The 17410-nt window shown below is 73.4% G+C and carries 15 protein-coding genes; 8 read left to right on the top strand and 7 right to left on the bottom strand.

What is annotated here, in order from left to right; translation table 11 throughout:
- The first annotated feature begins 11 nt into the window (after window positions 1–11).
- Entirely contained in the window at window positions 12–947 is a 936-nt protein-coding gene (locus ACZ5UI_RS17835; RefSeq protein WP_464189342.1) for a glycosyltransferase family protein, read from the top strand.
- Here ACZ5UI_RS17835 and ACZ5UI_RS17830 read toward each other — a convergent pair.
- From ACZ5UI_RS17830 to ACZ5UI_RS17815, 4 genes are all read right to left on the bottom strand, one after another.
- Complete coding sequence (locus ACZ5UI_RS17830) at window positions 919–1779, bottom strand: DUF4344 domain-containing metallopeptidase (protein ID WP_464189340.1); 861 nt, start codon at window positions 1777–1779, stop codon at window positions 919–921. The genes ACZ5UI_RS17835 and ACZ5UI_RS17830 overlap by 29 nt on opposite strands.
- Window positions 1776–2357 (bottom strand): hypothetical protein, encoded by a 582-nt coding sequence (locus ACZ5UI_RS17825; protein ID WP_464189338.1) that lies wholly within the window; start codon window positions 2355–2357, stop codon window positions 1776–1778. The genes ACZ5UI_RS17830 and ACZ5UI_RS17825 overlap by 4 nt, the downstream gene beginning before the upstream one ends.
- Before the next feature lie 138 nt (window positions 2358–2495).
- Window positions 2496–5306 (bottom strand): ATP-binding protein, encoded by a 2811-nt coding sequence (locus ACZ5UI_RS17820; RefSeq protein ID WP_464189336.1) that lies wholly within the window; start codon window positions 5304–5306, stop codon window positions 2496–2498.
- Window positions 5307–5361: 55 nt separating this feature from the next.
- Entirely contained in the window at window positions 5362–7206 is a 1845-nt protein-coding gene (locus ACZ5UI_RS17815) for a M1 family metallopeptidase (protein WP_464189334.1), read from the bottom strand.
- Here ACZ5UI_RS17815 and ACZ5UI_RS17810 point away from each other — a divergent pair.
- Genes ACZ5UI_RS17810 through ACZ5UI_RS17800 form a run of 3 tightly spaced genes read left to right on the top strand, consistent with a single transcriptional unit; the run spans window position 7205 to window position 10009 of the window.
- A complete protein-coding gene (locus ACZ5UI_RS17810) occupies window positions 7205–8470 on the top strand; it encodes an ABC transporter ATP-binding protein (protein WP_464189332.1) in 1266 nt (421 codons plus the stop codon). The two genes, ACZ5UI_RS17815 and ACZ5UI_RS17810, sit on opposite strands and share 2 nt — an antisense overlap.
- Complete coding sequence (locus ACZ5UI_RS17805) at window positions 8457–9314, top strand: ABC transporter permease (protein WP_464189330.1); 858 nt, start codon at window positions 8457–8459, stop codon at window positions 9312–9314. Before ACZ5UI_RS17810 ends, ACZ5UI_RS17805 begins: the two co-directional genes overlap by 14 nt.
- A complete protein-coding gene (locus ACZ5UI_RS17800; RefSeq protein ID WP_464189328.1) occupies window positions 9311–10009 on the top strand; it encodes a class I SAM-dependent methyltransferase in 699 nt (232 codons plus the stop codon). The genes ACZ5UI_RS17805 and ACZ5UI_RS17800 overlap by 4 nt, the downstream gene beginning before the upstream one ends.
- 7 nt (window positions 10010–10016) lie before the next feature.
- Here ACZ5UI_RS17800 and ACZ5UI_RS17795 read toward each other — a convergent pair whose 3' ends face one another.
- Window positions 10017–10910, bottom strand: coding sequence for a diguanylate cyclase domain-containing protein (locus ACZ5UI_RS17795; RefSeq protein WP_464189326.1), 894 nt, complete (start codon window positions 10908–10910; stop codon window positions 10017–10019).
- A gap of 125 nt (window positions 10911–11035) precedes the next feature.
- Between ACZ5UI_RS17795 and ACZ5UI_RS17790 the strand changes: the two genes are divergently transcribed.
- From ACZ5UI_RS17790 to rfbC, 4 genes are read left to right on the top strand one after another with little or no spacing between them, the layout of a single operon-like run.
- Window positions 11036–12319 carry a sigma-70 family RNA polymerase sigma factor gene (locus tag ACZ5UI_RS17790; protein WP_464189324.1) on the top strand — a complete coding sequence of 428 codons (1284 nt, stop codon included), beginning with the start codon at window positions 11036–11038 and terminating at the stop codon, window positions 12317–12319.
- The gene (locus tag ACZ5UI_RS17785) at window positions 12316–13974 is read left to right on the top strand and encodes a hypothetical protein (RefSeq protein WP_464189322.1); all 1659 of its coding nucleotides are present in this window, start codon (window positions 12316–12318) and stop codon (window positions 13972–13974) included. Before ACZ5UI_RS17790 ends, ACZ5UI_RS17785 begins: the two co-directional genes overlap by 4 nt.
- 20 nt (window positions 13975–13994) lie before the next feature.
- Complete coding sequence (locus tag ACZ5UI_RS17780; protein WP_464189320.1) at window positions 13995–14885, top strand: M48 family metalloprotease; 891 nt, start codon at window positions 13995–13997, stop codon at window positions 14883–14885.
- 13 nt (window positions 14886–14898) lie between these two features.
- Window positions 14899–15444, top strand: a complete 546-nt coding sequence (rfbC, locus tag ACZ5UI_RS17775) for a dTDP-4-dehydrorhamnose 3,5-epimerase (protein WP_464189318.1) — start codon at window positions 14899–14901, stop codon at window positions 15442–15444.
- Here the strand turns inward: rfbC and ACZ5UI_RS17770 are convergent.
- Together ACZ5UI_RS17770 and ACZ5UI_RS17765 are read right to left on the bottom strand one after the other, a co-directional pair.
- Window positions 15350–16855: a hypothetical protein gene (locus tag ACZ5UI_RS17770; RefSeq protein ID WP_464189316.1), complete on the bottom strand. Its 1506-nt coding sequence runs from the start codon at window positions 16853–16855 to the stop codon at window positions 15350–15352. The two genes, rfbC and ACZ5UI_RS17770, sit on opposite strands and share 95 nt — an antisense overlap.
- Window positions 16855–17388 carry a hypothetical protein gene (locus tag ACZ5UI_RS17765; RefSeq protein WP_464189314.1) on the bottom strand — a complete coding sequence of 178 codons (534 nt, stop codon included), beginning with the start codon at window positions 17386–17388 and terminating at the stop codon, window positions 16855–16857. Before ACZ5UI_RS17765 ends, ACZ5UI_RS17770 begins: the two co-directional genes overlap by 1 nt.
- Window positions 17389–17410 lie beyond the last annotated feature (22 nt).

Raw genomic sequence — 17410 nt, 5'->3', positions numbered from 1 at the left:
ACGGCCCGCCCATGCGTCAGCCCCGCTTCGGAGAGCCGGTCCGCGTCGCCTTCGTCGGCCAGGAGACGTACTTCGCCCAGTGCGCGCTGTCGGCGCCGACGGGTGGCCTGCACCCGCGCTTCTTCGACTTCCGGGCCGGCGTGGGGCACGACGCGGGCGCGCTGCGTGAGGCGCTGGACGACTGGGGCGCGCACGTGGTCGTCGTGTTCCGGCCCGAGATCATCCCGCCGGGCGCGTTCGCCGGCCTGCGCGCCGCCACGCTGGGCTTCGTCACCGAGCCGCTCAAGCGCACCGGCGGGGAGGACCACCCCGACCTGGACTGGCGCGAGTCCGAGCTGGCGCTGACCGACCCTGCCAACTTCGATCGGATCGTCGCCTTCGACCCGCACGTGGCCGGCACCGCCGACCGCCACGCGCCCGTGTGGCGCTCGCTGCCGCTGCCGGTGGACGACCGCATCTACCAGCCGGTCGCGGCCAGCGCCGCCGTCCCGCGGATCCTGTTCGTCGGGTACTCGACCGATCACCGCGAGCGCTTCCTGATCAACGCCAAGCACGAGTACGACGTGCTGCACTACGCGCACGGCCTGCACGGGGAGGAGCTGCGCGACGTCTTCGCCCGCACCGACGTCGCGCTGAACCTGCACGGCGAGCCCTACCCGTCCTTCGAGAACCGGGTGCTGCTGCACCTGGCCGCCGGCCACCTGGTGATCTCCGAGCCGCTGGACCCCACGCACGGGCTGGAGGCGGGGATCGACTTCCTGGAGATCCGCCGTCCCGACGAGCTGATGACGATCCTCTACCAGCTCACCCGCCGCCCCGACACGTTCGAGCGGGTCCGCCACCGCGGGCGCGCGAAGGCCGACGACTACCGGGCCAGCCGCATCTGGCCGCGGGTGATCGGCGACCTGCTGCGCGACCTCAGGGCGTTTGGCGCACGTGCGGCTTGAGCAGGCCCTGGAACGCCTCGACCTTCTGCTGGTACTCGGCCGGGCAGCCCTGCAGGCGGTCCTCGCCGAGGATCTGTAGCTGCTGCACCTGGTTGAAGGCCTCTTCGCTGGAGCCGGCGATCCAGCAGACGATCGAGTACGCGCGCTGCTGGTCCAGCGAGTGCGAGTCCCAGTAGTCGGCGGGCGCGAGCTTGCGCTGGCGGGCCGACAGCGCGTGGAAGAACCGCGCCGCGTCGAACGCGTACTCGTCGCCGCCGTCGACCAGCTTCGTCATGAACACCGTGGCGATCGCGTCGGCGGCGTCCTCCTCCTTGCCCAGCACCGGCAGGTCGAAGACGTCGACCAGGGTGTGCGCGAACTCGTGGACGAGGATGAACCCGTCGACCGCGGCCAGCGACCGGCCGAACTGCTCGTCGTTGGTGCGCAGCTCGGGGAAGTTCTTCTTCAGCAGCCCGGCGGTGTAGTCGACGAAGCCGTAGGACAGCGTGATCGTCTTGTCGGCCGGCGTGTAGTGCGGGCCGACGGTCCCGTTGACCACGTGGATGGTCACGTCGGTGGGCAGCTTGAACGACTTCGTGAAGCCGGCGGCGACGCCGTCGGTGCCCCCGAGGCTGAGGATCTCCTTCGCCGTGGCCGCGATCGTGTCCTCGGGGTCGTCGTAGATGACGTTGATCTCGTGGATCTGCTCGGTGGTCGCCGTCCGGGCCGGCGTCGAGCTCGTGCCCGAGCTCGACGCGGTCGACGAGGACTCCGACGAGCCGCAACCGACGGCGAGCGCCATGATCAGCGCGGCGCCGCCCAGCCCGGCGACCAGGCGGCGCGCGCGGCTCATGCGCAGTCCGTGGCGCCGAGCTTCTTGGCCGAGCTCTCGACCTTCGCGCCCAGCGGATCCATCTTGGCCAGGTCCTCCATGCCGCTCGGATCGGCCGCGTCGGCCTTCTTGCGGATCGTCTGGACCAGCTCGTTGGCCGCGTTCTGCTGCACCATGAACGCGTCGTAGTCGGCCTTGACCTCGTCGTCGGGCTCCAGCGCGGACAGCTCGTCGACCTGCTGCTGGATCAGCGGCGCGGCCTCGTCGAAGTAGGCGGCGGCCTGCGAGGCGTCGGTGATGTCGGTCGGCTCGGCGATCTTCTTGCCTTGCGTCTCGATCTTCTTGCAGATGTCGTTGGCCTGAGCCGTCAGGTCATCGCGGTTGAGTCCGCTGGAGTCCTCGCCGCCGCAGGCGGCCAGCGCGAGGACGGTGGCGGCGAGCGCGGCCGCAGTCAGGGAGCGAAGCAAAGTGTGGGGCATCGCGGCATCCTCCGTTGCTGGTTGCACGTCCCGCATCGGGGTCGACACCCCGATCTTTTGCCGGCCGCCAAAGGTCAGGGGGGACCCCCGGATGCCGCCGAGCCGCTCGCGCTTCACCATCGCGTCCGTGAACCCGGTGCAGCTGCAGCTCACGATCACCGCTCTCGAGCCGCTGGCCGGCCACTTTACCGGCGCCGACGCGCGCCTGCTGACGTTCAGCGGATGGGCCGGTTTGGCCGTCGCGCTGGACGCCGCGATTCAGGCCGACAGCGCAGCCGACAGCCCGTCGCGGCCCGGGACGTCGAGCTTGCGATAGGCCTGACGCAGGTGCGTCTCGACGGTCTTCATCGTCACGAACAGCTCCTGCGCGATCTCGCGGTTCGTCAGCCCCGCGGCGGCCAGGTCGGCCACGCGGCGCTCGCTCGCGGTGAGCGCGTCGACGCCGCTGGTGCGCAGCCGTCGCGGCCGCGCGCCCAGGATGACCAGCTCCTCGCGGGCCCGTTCGGCCGTGGCCGTCGCGCCGCAGGCGGTGGCCGCGTCGGCGGCGCGCTCGAGCAGCTCGCGCGCCTCCGTGCGGCGCCCGTCGCGGCGGAACACCAGCCCCAGGGCCGCGTCCACCCGTGCGCTCTCGGCCCGCAGGCCCGCGCCGACCAGCGCGGCCTGCGCCTCGCGCAGGAGCGCGTCGGCCGCCTCGGTCGGCCCGAGCATCGCGTGGGTGCGCAGCGCCGTGGCCAGCGGGCCGGGTGCGCCCCAGGTGCGGCACAGCTCGAGCTCCTCCGCGGTCAGCGCGAGCGCGGCCGCGGTGTCGCCGGTGGCCGCGGCGGCGCGCGCCGCCCAGGGCCGCCACGACGCGGTGCGGTCCTCGTAGCCCACGGCCCGAGCCGTCGCGCCCACGGCCAGCAGGTCCTCCAGGGCTTCGCCCGAGCGTCCCTGGGCCAGCGCGACGATGCCGCGCGCCTGGCGGACCCAGGCCAGCTCGGGGCGCGCGGTCAGGTCGTGGTCGGCCGCCTGGTCGCGCACGAGCGCGGCGGCCAGATCGAGCTTGTCCTGCTCGACGAGCACGTCGGCCAGCCACAGGATCGCCACCGACAGCACGCGCAGGGCGACCGCGCTGTCGCCCCAGTCGCGGGCCAGCCGCACCGCCGACGTGCCGTAGGCGGCGGCCTGGGCCAGGTCGCCGCGCTGGCGGCAGGTGTCCAGGCGCATCACCTCGTGGGTGAGGAAGTCGATCGAGGAGCCGCGCGCCCGGGCGCGCACGAGCACGGCGTCCAGCTCGCGATCGGCGGCGTCGAGATCGCCGCCCAGGGTGAGCGCGTACAGCGGCGGGCCGTAGGCGGCCGGTGGGACCAGCGGGTCGCCGATCAGCGCTCCGTCATGGAGCGCGCGGCGGGCGATGGCCACGACGTCGGCGGCCCGCGCGCTGGGGACGAACGCCGCGGCGATCGCGGCCGTCGACAGCGCGGCCCGCTCGGCCGGCGTGTCCCCGGGCAGGCCGGTGAAGCCGAGCATCTCGCGCTGCGCGGCCAGCGTGCGCGACGGGTCGAACAGCGCGATCGTCACGCGCTGGACGTCCAGGCGCATCGCGGGGTCGCCGGCCAGGTCGGACGCGGTCGCCTCGAGCATCTCGACCGCCCCGCTGATGTCGCCGGCACCGGCCAGCGCCTCGGCCAGGACCTGGGCGATCGGGACACGCCGGTCGGGATCGGTCTCGGCGGCCAGCGCGGCGCGCAGCTCGCCGCTGGCGCCGGCGCCGTCGCCCAGCGCCAGGCGGGTGCGGCCCAGCGCGAAGCGCACGTCGGGCAGCTCCGCGGCCACCGGCGGTTCGGCCACCGCGCGGGTCAGCAGGCGCTCGGCGATCGCCGCGTCGCCCCGAGCCAGCGCGGTGGAGCCGGCGCGGGCCAGCGCACGGGCGTGGTCGGGGTTCCCGGCGGGCTCGGTGGCCAGCAGGTGGTGGGCGATCCGGTCGGGCTCGGCCTGAGCGGCGATCAGCGCCGCGGCGGCGCGCTCGTTGAGCAGCACGCGCGTGGCGGCGGTGAGGTCGTCGTGGACCGTCGTGCGGACGATCGGATGCACGAAGCGCGCGACCGCGTCGGGGGAGGCGATCCCCGCTTGGGCCAGCGTGTGCAGCGTGTCGAGCACGACCGCACGCGGTCGGCGGCTGACCGCCGCCAGATCGTCCAGCGCGCAGTCGTCCCCCAGCACCGACAGCGCCTCGGCCACCGCGCGGGCGTCGGCGCCCAGCCCACCCAGGCGCAGCAGGAGCGCGTGGCGGACGGCGTCGGGCACCAGCGAGCGGACGAGCTGCACGGCGTCGGCGTCGGTCGCGTGGGCGCGCAGCGCGGTGCCGATCTCGCCCAGGAAGAAGGGGTTGCCGCCGGTCACCTCGTGGCCGGCGCGGGCGGCGTCGGCGGGCAGCGTCGCGCCGGCGCGCGCGGCCAGCAGCTGCGACGCGGCGGCCGGGCTCAGCGGTGCCGGGCGCAGGACGACGGCCCCGGGCTCGGCGGCCAGCTGGTCGAGCAGCTCGGCGCCGTCGGGCGCGTCGGTGCGCCCGGCGACCACGAGGATCAGCGACAGCCCGGCTCGGCGCCGGGCCAGGTGGACGAGGAAGGCCAGCGAGGCGGCGTCGGACCAGTGCGCGTCGTCGATCAGCAGCAGCAGCGGCCCGGCGTCGACCAGGTTGGCCACCAGCCAGTACAGCCCCTGGCGCAGCGCGCCCTCGTCGACCGCCGGGGCGGCGGCCGCGGTCAGCGCCGGCAGGGCCAGCCGCGCCGCTCCGGCCAGCAGCCGCTCGCGTTCGGCGGGGTCCGCCTCGACCACCCGGCGCTCCAGCAGCTGGATGACGACGCCGAGCACGAGGTCGCGCTCCAGGGCGCCTCCGCGGGCCTCCAGCACCGCGATCCCCGCCGCCGCGGCCTGCGTACGGGCGACGTCGATCAACCGCGTCTTGCCGATGCCCGCGGCGCCGCGGATGACCACCAGCGGGCCCTCGCCGCCGCGCACGCCGGCCACCGCAGCGGCGATCGCCGCGATCTCCACATCACGTTCGAGCAGGTCGGTGGGCTCGCGCACTTGGCGAGTCTAAAGCGGATGTCCGCGTGCGGACCGAAACTCGGGCGCGGCGGCGCTACGTGTACGTCGACGGGCGCGGCGGCTTGGCCGGGGTGTAGAGGTAGTCCTGGAAGAACTGGTCCAGGTCGCGGCCGCTGACCTCTTCGGCCACCGCGATCACGTCGGCGGTCGAGATCGACCCGTGGCGGTAGCGCGCGGCGATCGTCGAGAGGATGTCGAAGAAGTCCGTCTCGCCGACGATCTGCCGCAGGCCTTCGTAGGTCAGGAACCCGCGGTAGTAGACCGACGAGGAGAACAGCTGCTCCGCGGTCGGCGTCGCCGGCGCGATCGCCCAGAATGACGGCCCCGCGCCGTTGTAGATGCCCTCGAACTGCGTGGCGGTGGTCTGCGGGTTGGCGTTGACGTCGTGGTTCCAGCGGGTCTCGAACCACGAGGCCATGCCCTCGTGGATCCACAGGTCGCGGATCTGGCGGTAGGTGACGCTGTCGCCGAACCACTGGTGCAGCAGCTCGTGGGTGTGCGTGGTCGCGGGCTCGGTCGCGCTCGGGTAGAACGGCTTGGTCGCCACCTCGAGCGCATAGCCCAGGTTCGGGGCGTCCGCGGCGATCGCGCCGTAGGAGCCGAACGGGTAGGGCCCGAGGAGGCCGGCGATGTAGTCCACGGTCGCGGTCTGCTGGGCCAGGATCGGGTTGAGCGTCAGCAGATCGACCGGGGTGAACGCCTGGTCGACGAAGTTGTTGATCTGACGGCCCTGCGGGTCGGTCGCCTGCGTGACGTCGTAGTTGCCGATCGTCGCGGTGGTCAGGTAGGTCGAGATCGGCTCGCCCATGTGCCACCGCCACGTCGTCCGGCCACCGCCGCTGGTCGTGCCCACCAGCTCGCCGTTGCCGATCCCCGACATGCCGTCCGGCACCGTGATGGCCATGTCGAACGTGGCCTTGTCGTAGGGCACGTTGTTCTGCGGGAAGATCGCCTGGCAGCCGATCGGCTGGCACACGACGGCGCCGCCGCCGGCCGTGGGGAACCAGCCCTCCTCGGCGTCGTCGGGATCGACGACGGTGTCGGGCACGCCGCTGTAGTCGACGGTGACCGAGAACGGGCTCCCGTCGACGATCCCCGACACGGGCGTGATGACCAGCTTGGAGGCGATCGTCTCCGCGTTGCGCGCGGCCTGCGCGGGGAGCTCGCGGCTGAACGTGACGTTCTGGCCGTTGATGCGCACGCGCTGCACGGTCATGCCCTGGAAGTCCATGGAGAACTGGCCGAGGTTCTGCGTCGCGACGGCGTCCATCGTCGCCTCGCCGGTCAGCGACGCGCTGGCCTGGTCATAGGAGAGCTTCAGGTCGTAGTGCCGCGCGTCGTAGCCGCCGTTGCCGATCTGCGGGAACAGGATGTCGCCGCCGCTGCGCGCGCCGGGCGGGAACAGGATGGGCGCCGCGGGCGGGGACGTCGCGGGCGGGGCGGGCGGCAGGTCGGTCGACGGCGCGTCGGCGGTGACCGGCGGCGTCGTGCGAGGTGGCGGCGCGAGCACCAGGACCTTGGGGCCGGCGGTGCGGCAGGCGCGCGCGACGCAGGCGACGACGTCGTAGCGGCCGGTGGCCGTGCCGTCGGGGATCGTCGCGGAGACCCGGTAGCGCGTCTTGTTGTGCGCCTTGGCCCGCACGCGAACCGAGCCGATGGTCCGCGTGGTCCCGTCGGCGCGCAGGCTGAGCCGCACGGTGACCAGCGCGGCCCGGTTGCCGCGGTTGGCCACCTTGCCGCCGGCGGTCAGCGTCTGGCCGGCGGTCAGCCCCGCGGGGCTGAAGCCGAGCGAGCCGACGGTCGGTGCCGCCTGGGCGGCGGTCGCTCCCGCCGCGAGCGACAGCACGACGACCAAGCCACCGCTCAGGACTCTCCCCATGGCCACCAACCTACAGATCTGCCAGGGCTACGCTCTGCGCGTGCCGCCCGCCCCGCCTGCGGTCGCCGTCGACGGCGTCTCGAAGACCTTCCGCCTGCCGCACGAGCGGGTGCACACGCTCAAGGAGCGCGCGCTGCACCCGCTGCGGCGCATGGGCACGGAGGCGTTCCCCGCGCTGAAGGACGTCTCCTTCGCCGTCGACAACGGCGAGTTCTTCGGGATCGTCGGGCGCAACGGGTCGGGCAAGTCGACGCTGCTGAAGTGCCTGGCCGGCATCTACGCCGCCGACGCCGGGCGCATCTACGTCAACGGGCGCCTGTCCACGTTCATCGAGCTCGGGGTCGGCTTCAACAACGACCTGCCCGCGCGCGACAACGTGATGATCAACGCGACGATGCTCGGGCTCTCGCCGCGCGAGGCCAGGCGCCGCTACGACGCCGTGATCGACTTCGCCGAGCTGCGCGAGTTCGAGGACCTCAAGCTGAAGAACTACTCGTCGGGCATGGAGGTCCGCCTGGCCTTCAGCGTGATGATGCAGGTCGACGCCGAGGTGCTGCTGATCGACGAGGTGCTGGCCGTCGGCGACGCCTCCTTCCAGCAGAAGTGCTTCGACGAGTTCGCGCGCCTGCGCCGCGAGGGGCGCACGGTCATCCTGGTCACCCACGACATGGGCAACGTGCAGCGCTTCTGCGACCGCGCGATGCTGCTGGAGCGCGGCCAGGTCGTCGAGCTGGGCGAGCCCGACCGGGTCGCGTCGCGCTACCTGGAGCTGAACTTCAACCGCGGCGACGTCGAGGCCACCCGCGAGGACGCCGACATCGGCCGCTACGGCGACCGCAAGGCCGAGATCGCCGAGACCTGGTTCGAGGACGACGCCGGTGCGCGCGTCCAGACGATCCCCGGGGCCCATCGGCTGGCCATCTGCTTCCGCGCGCGCTTCGTCGAGGAGGTGGTCGATCCGCTGTTCGGCGTGGTCTTGGCCGACGACCGCGGCACGCCCGTGTTCGAGGCCTCCAACCTGCTGCGCGGGCCCTCGGGCACCTTCGCCGCCGGCGAGGAGACGACGATCCGCATCGCCTTCGACAACGTCCTGTCGTCCGGGCGCTACGAGGCCACGCCGGCCATCGCCCACAGCGGCAGCGGCGCCGCCTGGATCGACCGGCGCGAGCGCATCGCCTCGGTCGTGGTGACCGCGTCGCGCTCGACCGACGCCGTGCTCGACGTGCCCTTCGACCTCGAGGTGGGGGCCCGTGAGCGCCGCTGACACGTCCCTCGGACGCCAGATCAAGGGCCCGTCGGCGGTGGGCAGCGACCCACGCCGCTTCTGGCATCTGACCCGCGCGCTGGCGGTCACCGAGTTCAAGCTGCGCTTCTTCGGCTCGGTGCTCGGCTACGCCTGGCAGGTGATGCGCCCGCTGCTGCTGTTCGGGGTGCTCTACCTGCTGTTCACGCAGGTCATCGACGTCGGCAACGACGTGCCCTACTACGGCGTCGCGCTGCTGCTCGGCCTCGTGCTCTACACGTTCTTCAGCGAGGCCACCGGCGCCGCCGTCGGCTCGATCGTCGAGCGCGAGAACCTCGTGCGCAAGATCGAGTTCCCGCGCCTGGCCGTGCCGCTGTCGGTCGTGCTGACCGCGCTGTTCAACCTGGGGCTGAACCTGTGCGTCGTCGTGGTGTTCCTGCTCGCCTCGGGCGGCAGCGTGCGCTGGAGCTGGCTCGAGCTGATCCCGCTGCTGGTGCTCCTGGCCATCCTGGCCAGCGGCGTGGCCATGCTGGTCAGCGCGCTGTTCGTGCGCGCGCGCGACATCAAGCCGATCTGGGACGTCGTCCTGCAGGTGCTGTTCTACGCCTCGCCGATCTTCTACGCGATCGAGACCGTGCAGGAGACCGCGCCGACGTGGGTGGCCAAGGTGCTGATGCTGAACCCGTTCGCGGCGATCCTCCAGCAGGCCCGCCACGCGATGATCGACCCCCAGTACGACACGGCCGCGCAGGCGATCGGGCCCGACTGGCGGCTGCTGATCCCGCTGGCCATCATCTTCGGCGTGTTCGTCCTGGGCTACCTCGTGTTCCGCCGCGCGGCGCCGCGCCTGGCCGAGGACCTGTGAGCACGGCCGACCGGGCCCGTGCCGCGCTCGGCCGCGCCTACACCCGCGCCTGGCACCGCGGCACGCCGCGCTCGGCCCGCCGGACGCCGCGTCTGCCCGAGGCACCGCTGTCGCAGCGGTTCGGGCAGGACCGCGGGCGCCCGATCGACCGGGTCTACATCGAGCGCTTCCTGGCCCAGCACGCCGACGACGTGCACGGCCGCGGGGTGGAGATCTACGAGCCGACCTACCTCGAGCGTTTCGGCCGCTGCGACCGGATCGACGTGCTCGACGCCGATCCGCAGGCCGCCCGGGCGACGATCCACGGCGACCTGTCGGCCTTGCCGCCGGACAGCTTCGACGTGTTCATCTGCACCCAGACGCTGCAGGCGATCGCCGATCCGCTGGCCGCGCTGCGCCACGCCCACGACGCGCTGCGGCCCGGCGGCGTCCTGCTGGCCACCGTGCCGGGCATCTCCCAGATCGCGCCCGGCGATCCGTTCCCCGACCACGTGCGCTTCACCTCCCACGGCCTGCGCACGCTGGCCGATCAGGTCTTCGCCGACGCACAGGTCAGCGCCCACGGCAACGTCGCCACCGCCGCGGCCTTTCTGTACGGGCTGGCCGAGGACGAGGTCGACCCGGGGGCCTTCGGCTCCGACGATCCGGCCTACGAGCTCGTGGTGACGCTGCGCGCGCGGCGCGCTCCCGCCTGAGCCGGCCTCACGTCCCGTGTTCGGCCGCCCGGGCGCGCCGCTCCTGCGCGACCATCGCGCGGGCCACGTCGAGCGCCCGGTCGATCGCCGCGGCATCCGGCGCCGCCGCCCACCCCATCGCCACCGGCGTCTCCCGCGGGTCGCTGTTGAGCAACGTGCGCACGCGCACCGCGGTCTCCATGCAGGCGGTCACCTCGCCGCCGCGCATCAGCACGGCCAGCTCGGTCGGGCCGACGCGGGCGACCAGATCGGTGCTGCGCGCGTTGGCCCGCACCGCGGCCGCCACCCGGCGCAGCGCGTGGTCCTCCGCCTCGCCGTCGACGAGCAGCACGGCGTGCGGGCCGTCGCCGCCCGCGGCGCGCCGGCGGACGGTCTCGTCCCACCCGCCGAGGTTGAGCAGGCCGGTGACCGGATCGCGATGCGCGGTGGTGCGCCGCGCGGGCGGTGGTCGGTTGTCGGGCCCCGGCCGGACCTCGTCGCTGGGGAAGAAGGCGCGCACCGCGGCGGCCGCGTAGCGCGCGGCCCCGTCGGTCGGCGGCGCGGCGAAGCCGGCCAGCACGACGATCGTGCTGCCCCGGCGGTCGTGGTGGGGGACGAGCACGGCGTCGGTCGCCCAGTACGGACCACAGATCCGGCGCCGCGGGCCGACCGGGCAGCGGACCGTGCCGTGGCCGGCCAGCGCCTCGCGGATCAGCGGCTCGTTGGCGGTGTCCAGCGCCAGCGGCCCGTGCCAGTGCTCGCCGGCGACGATCGCCTCGGTCAGGGTCAGGTGCTGCGGGCCGCGCGAGTGCACGAGCAGCAGGTCGGCGGCGCCGGCGATCCGGGCGGCATCACCCAGGGCGGCGGCGCGCAGCTGCGAGCGGTCCGAGGGGCTTGGTGTCGGATGAGAGGTGGGGGTCATCACGCCCGCTTGTCGTGCGCGGCCGGCGTCTGACCCCCCTCGAATACTTGGCCAGAACGCCCTCTGACCGTTCAAGCCCTGGCATACTTCGAGACCACGATGTCCCAGCTCGGGGTGCAGCAGACATGACCCCGCGGGTCCGCGCGGGACGCTTTCGGGCTCAGCGTCAGCTGGAGCGCGATTACGAGGCGCTGAAGCCCACGACCCTGCGGTCGGTGGCGTCCAAGCTGCGCAGCCGCGGCATCACCGTGCCCGACGCCGATCTGGAGGCGTTCTACAACCAGGCCTGGCACGCGCTGTACGAGCAGGTGTCCGAGGGCGTCGCGGTGGAGAACACCGGCGGGTTCCTCGTGCAGGTGGCCTACCGCCGCGCGTTGGACGACCTGCGCCGCCAGGCGCCGCTGCAGCGGGCCGACTTCGCCGATGTCGAAGGCCACGCGGTCGAGGACGCGACGCTGGACCGGATCGACGATCGCCGTCGCCTGCGCGAGTTCGTCGAGGCCATGCGCGACGAGCTCGACGAGCGCGAGCGGACCGCGGCCAGCCTCTGCTACCTCCACGGCTACACGCGTCCGCAGGCCGCGGAGGCGATGGGGCTGTCGGAGGGGCGCATGAAGAAGGTCATGGACGACGTCTCCAAGACCGTCGGCCGCTTCACCCGTCAGATCGAGGCGGGCACGCGCTGCGAGTCGCGCGACTCTGCCAACAAGGCCTACGCGATCGGGCTGCTCGATCCCGAGGGCCCGCGCTACACCGCCGTGCGCTCGCACCTGGACGACTGCTCGGCCTGCCGCGCCGACGTGCTGCGCATGCGCGGCCTGGCGATCGTCGCCCCGCCGGTGCTGCTGCCCTGGGGCGCGGCGCTGGCCGCCGGCGCGATCGCGGGCGGCGGCGGAGCCGCGGCGGCCGGTGGCGCGAAGGCCGGCTCCGGGGGCGCCGGCCAGGGCTCGCGGACGGCGCAGGTGGCCGTCGGCGCGGGCGTGGCCGCCGCGGTCGCCGCGGCGGTCGTGGTCGCGGTGTTGGCCCTGAGCGGCGGCGACCCGGCGCCGGAGCCGGTCGCCGAGGCGCCCGCGGCGACGACGCCGTCGGCCTCCACCCCGGCGTCGACCCCGGCGCCTGCGGCGACCTCGAGCACGCCGGCGGCCAAGACCAAGCCCAAGGCGACACCGGCCCAGGCGGCAGCGCCGACCAAGACGCAGACGACCCGCACCCAGACCGAGCAGAAGACCGAGCCCGCGCCCCAGACGACGACGTCGGCGGCGTCCGCGTCGACCAGCGCGGCGGCGCCCGCGGCGGCGACGCCCGTCGCGACGCCCGCGCCCGCACCCGTCACCCCGCCCACGCAGACGGCGACGCAGCCTGCCGCGCCGCCCGTCGATGCCTCCCAGGAGTTCGGAGTCGAGCCGTGAAACGAGCCCTGATCCTCGCCGCCGCGACCGCGGCCGTCGTGGCGGCCGCCCTGCCGTCGGCCGCGTCGGCGGCGGACTTCAGCGTGTGGGCCTGCCGCGACGCCAGCGGTGCCCCCGCGCCCTCGTCGGCCTGGGCGCCGTACGGCACCGTCCCCAACGCGGCCACCCGCACCGACACGTGCGCCTCGGGCGGGTACCTGGAGGTGACGATGCCCGACGCTGCCGACCGCCCGCCCGGCGGCACGACCGGCTTCAAGTACGTCTTCCCCGCGGGCGTGACGCCGATCGCCTACCGCATCGAGATGGCCGGTGAGACGTCGTCGCCGCCCGGCGGCACGCTGTTCGGGATCGGCCTGACCGTCGGTGGCGATCCGGCCACGGAGCACATCACCGACGGCTGCCAGGACGACTCGGCCACGTACTGCACGTTCGGTTCGCTGACCGGCGCCTTCGACCAGGCGGCCAACGTGCACAGCGGGACGCTCGCGCCCGGGGATGGCCTGGCCTTCAGCGCGGTCTGCATCGCCAGCACGAACTGCGTCCCCAGCGATGTGGTCAACACCGGTCGCCTGTACCGCAGCGAGGTCACCTTCCGCGACACGGCCGACCCGACCGTGGGCGCCGTCTCGCTTCCGGCGACGGTGACCGGTCATCAGCGGGTGACCGCGGTCCTGCGCGACGTGGGCAGCGGCGTCCAGCGCGCCGACCTGCTGGTCGACGGCGCGGTCGTCGACTCGATCACGGGCGACGGCGACTGCGTCGCGCCCTACACGTCGCCCACGCCCTGCCTGGGCGCCTGGAACGTCGCCTTCGACCTGGACTCGACCACGCTGGCCGACGGCCCGCACGACGTCGCGGTGCGGGTCACCGACGCGGCGGGCAACGTCACCGACGGCGGCACGCAGCCGATCGACGTCTCCAACCCGCCCGTGCCGCCCACGATCGTGGCGGTCCCCGGCCCGACGCGGACGGTCGAGGTGCCCGTCCCGGCGACCCAGGAGCCTTCGGCGCAGGCGCCCCAGGCGGACGAGACAGAGACCCCCAAGCCGGTCTCGGTCACCCTGCGCGCCGCGGCGGCGCGGTCGACGCTCCCGCTGGCCTCCGCCCTGCGCGGCACCGCGACCGCGGCCGACGGCAGCCCCAAGGGCGGCGTCCAGCTGACCTTCGAGCGCCGGCCGTTCGGCGGTGACGAGGACGACTGGAAGACGGTCGGCGCCACGACGACCGCCGGCGACGGCTCGTTCCGCTTCCCGGCGGTCCGGCAGTCCGGGCAGGTTCGCGTGCAACCGACGCTGCCCACGGTCGGCGGACGCGCGCTGATCGTCGGCTTCGTGCAACCGCTGGAGGCGACGCTGGCCAGCTCGGCCGACACGCTGGCCAACGGCGACACGGTCACGCTGCGCGGGCGCATCGACGGCGACGGCGGCGCCTGGGCCGGCCGCGACGTGCTGATCCAGGCGATCGTCCGCGGCACCTGGCGCACGATCGACAGCGCCGAGGTCTCCGACCGCGGCCGCGTGACCTGGGACTACGCGTTCGCGCACACCCAGAACACCGCCGACTACCGCTTCCGGTTGCGCCTGCCCGCCGCACGCGGACTGCCCTGGAAGGCCGTCACCACCGACCCCGTGTCGGTGCTGGTCAAGGGCGGCTGACAGAGGAGTATCTTCGGTTGATGGTGCACGGCCGGGAGTTGTTCCCCGCCGACCGGGGACTGCAGGCGCGGATGGTCATGGCGGCCGTCGTGACGCCCCTGCTGGTTCTCGCGGCCATCGTCGCCGTGGTGTGGATCGCCCCGACCCGCGTGATCATCTTCGTGGGCATCGCCGCGATCATCGGCATCGCCATGGCGGCACGGGCCTACGGCGAGCGTGGCCACACCCAGCCGGTCTCGCTGGCCGACGCGCCGGAGCTGCATGCCGTCACCGAGCGGCTGTGCGCCGTGGCCTCGCTGCCCAAGCCGGTGCTGTTCCTCGACCACGAGCGCCAGCCGAACTCCTGGGTGATCGCGCGCCCGCTGCGCCCCGCCGAGCTGCACGTCACCGACGGCCTGGTCGCGCTGCTCGAACCGGTCGAGCTGGAGGCCGTCGTGGCGCACGAGCTCGCCCATCTGGCCAACCGCGACGCCACCGTCATGACCGTCGTGGGCGGACCCGGCGCGGTGCTCATGGAAGGCGGCGCCCCGCTCGTGCGCATGGGCTTCTGGGGCATTCCCGGCGGGCTGGTGGCGATCGGGATCGGCTGGATCTCGCGGCTGGGCACGAACACGCTGTCGCGCTATCGCGAGCTGGCCGCCGACGCGGGCGGCGTCGCCCTGACGGGCCGGCCCAGCGCGCTGGCCTCGGCGCTGGGGAAGGTCAGCGGGCGCATCGACTGGATCCCCGTCGAGGACCTGCGCGTGGTCGCCGGCCGCGACGCCTTCCACCTGCTGCCGGTGGGCGAGCGGGCGGACGCGCCGTGGTTCCACAAGGGCGTCGGCGCCACGCATCCCGCGGTCAAGCTGCGCATCGAGCGCCTGGAGGCGATGGAGCGCCGCCTCCAGAACGCTCGCCTCCCGAATTACTAGTCTCCCGCGTCCTATGCGACGCCTCGACACGCGCCTGCCTGGCCCGATCCTGCTCGAGCCGACCGTGCACGGCGACGACCGCGGCTTCTTCGTCGAGACCTTCCGGGCGTCGGCGTTCGCCGAGGCCGGGATCGACACCACGTTCGTGCAGCACAACCACTCGCGTTCCTCGCGCGGCGTGCTGCGCGGGATGCACTACCAGCACGGGCTGTCCAAGCACGTGCGCTGCGCCCGCGGCCGCATCCTGGACGTCGTCGTCGACATCCGCCGCTCGTCGCCCTGCTTCGGCCAGTGGGAGGCGTTCACGCTCGACGACGAGCGCCACCACCAGCTGTTCGTCCCCGCCGGGTTCGCCCACGGCTTCGTCGTGCTCTCCGACGTCGCCGACGTCGTCTACCTGCAGGACGACTACTACGACCCCCAGCGCGACCGGGGCATCACCTTCGCCGACCCCGACATCGGCATCACGTGGCCGCGGGATCTGGAGCTGCAGACGTCGGAGCGCGATCGCCAGGCGCCAAGGCTGCGCGAGGTCGATCCGGAGGATCTGCCGGAGTAGGCGCCGTCTCGCGCAGGCGTAGCGCGCTGGTCACCAGGTGGGCCAGGCCGACGAGGCCGAGCATCATGTAGGTGATCGACGTGCGGTCGGCCGCGGTGTCCAGATGGAACTGGATCTCCAGCACGCCGGTCCAGAACACCCACAGCAGCGAGGCGAAGAACAGCAGCACCGCGGCCAGGTAGAACGCGGCGATCGCGCGCAACCGCCCGCGCCCGACGGCGATCGCGGCGATCGTCAGGGCCAGGAACGTCGGCGCCACCCACAGGTACACGCCCTGGTTGCCGACCACCACCAGCAGCCGATGGAAGGCCAGGTCCAGGCGATCGGTGCGGTCCGACAGGTAGCTCCAGCTCAGGGTGGTGCCCAGGCCGGGGACGTCGCGGTTGGAGATGTCGTGCGCGGCCATCCAGATCTGCCAGGGCACGATCGCGAAGGCGGCCACGCCGACCGCGATCAGCCACGGGCCGAAGCGCTCTCGCCAGGGCGCCCGCTCGCGCCGGGCCAGGATCACGACCAGCGCCACCACCAGCACGATCAGCGCGGCGATCAGGCCCTCGTTCTTCGTGGTCGCCGCGCCGCCCAGCAGGACGCCGCCGAGCACCGCGCGGCCCGCGCGCCCGTCCTCCAGCCACAGGGCGATCAGCAGCGCACCCGACACGCTCAGCCCGGCGACCAGCGTGTCGACGTTGCCCAGCGCGATGTTGTCGACCACCGGCGTGAGCATCGGCAGCACCACGACGAACGGCAGCCAGCCGATGATCCGCCGGCCGCCGCTGGCCAGCGCCCAGCCCACCGTCCAGGCGAAGGCGGCCATGCAGATCCACAGCTCCAGGTGCACCAGGCGCAGGTCCTCGCCGCCCATGAACCGGAAGATCGTCGAGTTCAGCAGCGGGACCAGCAGCGGGTAGTCCAGATGGCTGGTCGAGTAGGCCGCGCCGGTGAACATGTCCTTCTGCAGGTCGCCGTAGAAGAACAGCCCCAGCGTGCGCAGCGACCAGATGCGGGCGTCGTCGACCTGGGTGGGCAGCTGGTCGAACGAGCGCGAGCCGAGCACGAACCAGACCGTGGTGATGGCGATGCCCAGGTAGGACAGCGTGCGCTCGGCGGTGGTCCGGAAGGCGGCGGGCCCGGGCAGGGGCGGCTCCAGGCCCCGGCGGCGCCCGATCGCCCACAGCGCCGCGCAGAGCAGCACCGCGACGACCAGCGCGGAGGCCAGCGACAGCCCGATCCCGAGGATCGCCTGCAGCTGCAGGATCGGGAACGTCAGCGCGATGCCGAGCAGATAGGCGGGGCCGATGGCCAGCGCGGCCGAGCGCAGGCGGGGCTGGATCATGCTCGTGCACCACAGCAGGAGCAGGCCCGGCGCCAGCAGCACCAGGTGGGCCACGATGAAGCCCAGCACCGCGCGCATCAGCCGCCCACCTTCAACACGCCCAGGTTCGGGGCGTACGACTGGTAGTCGGGGTTGCCGGCCACGGCCTGGTCGGCGTACTGCGGCGGGATCGCGCCGAAGAACACGACGTACTGGGCCCGCGCGGGGTCACTGGTCTGCACCGACGGCGCCAGGATCAGGGCCAGGCACATCGGCAGGCCGGTGGCGTCCTGCGCCGTCGGCAGCGCCAGCTCGTAGCGCGAGTAGTTCGGCACGTTGGCCTGGACGAAGCGGATGAAGTTCAGGTCGGGCAGGCCCGGCTCGTTGACGCACCACGTGCGCGCGCTCGCCTTGTCGGTGATGGCGAACTTCTTGTCGACGCTCTTGAGGTAGTCGACCGCGCCGTGCACGCCGACCGCGTACTGCCCGGCCAGCAGGACCGCGGCCACCCCGGCCAGCGCGACGGTGAACGCGCCGCGGCGGCGCGCGCCGAACAGCGAGAGCGCCACCCAGCCCGCGACGACGATCGCCAGGACCTGGAGGAGAAATCCGAACCAATCGGAGTCCAGCACGGCGGCGCACCATATTCCTATC

The organism is Conexibacter sp. JCM 18997 (assembly GCF_055391915.1).
Note: the sequence above shows the minus strand (reverse complement) of the source record. Positions and strands in the feature narration are given on the sequence as shown.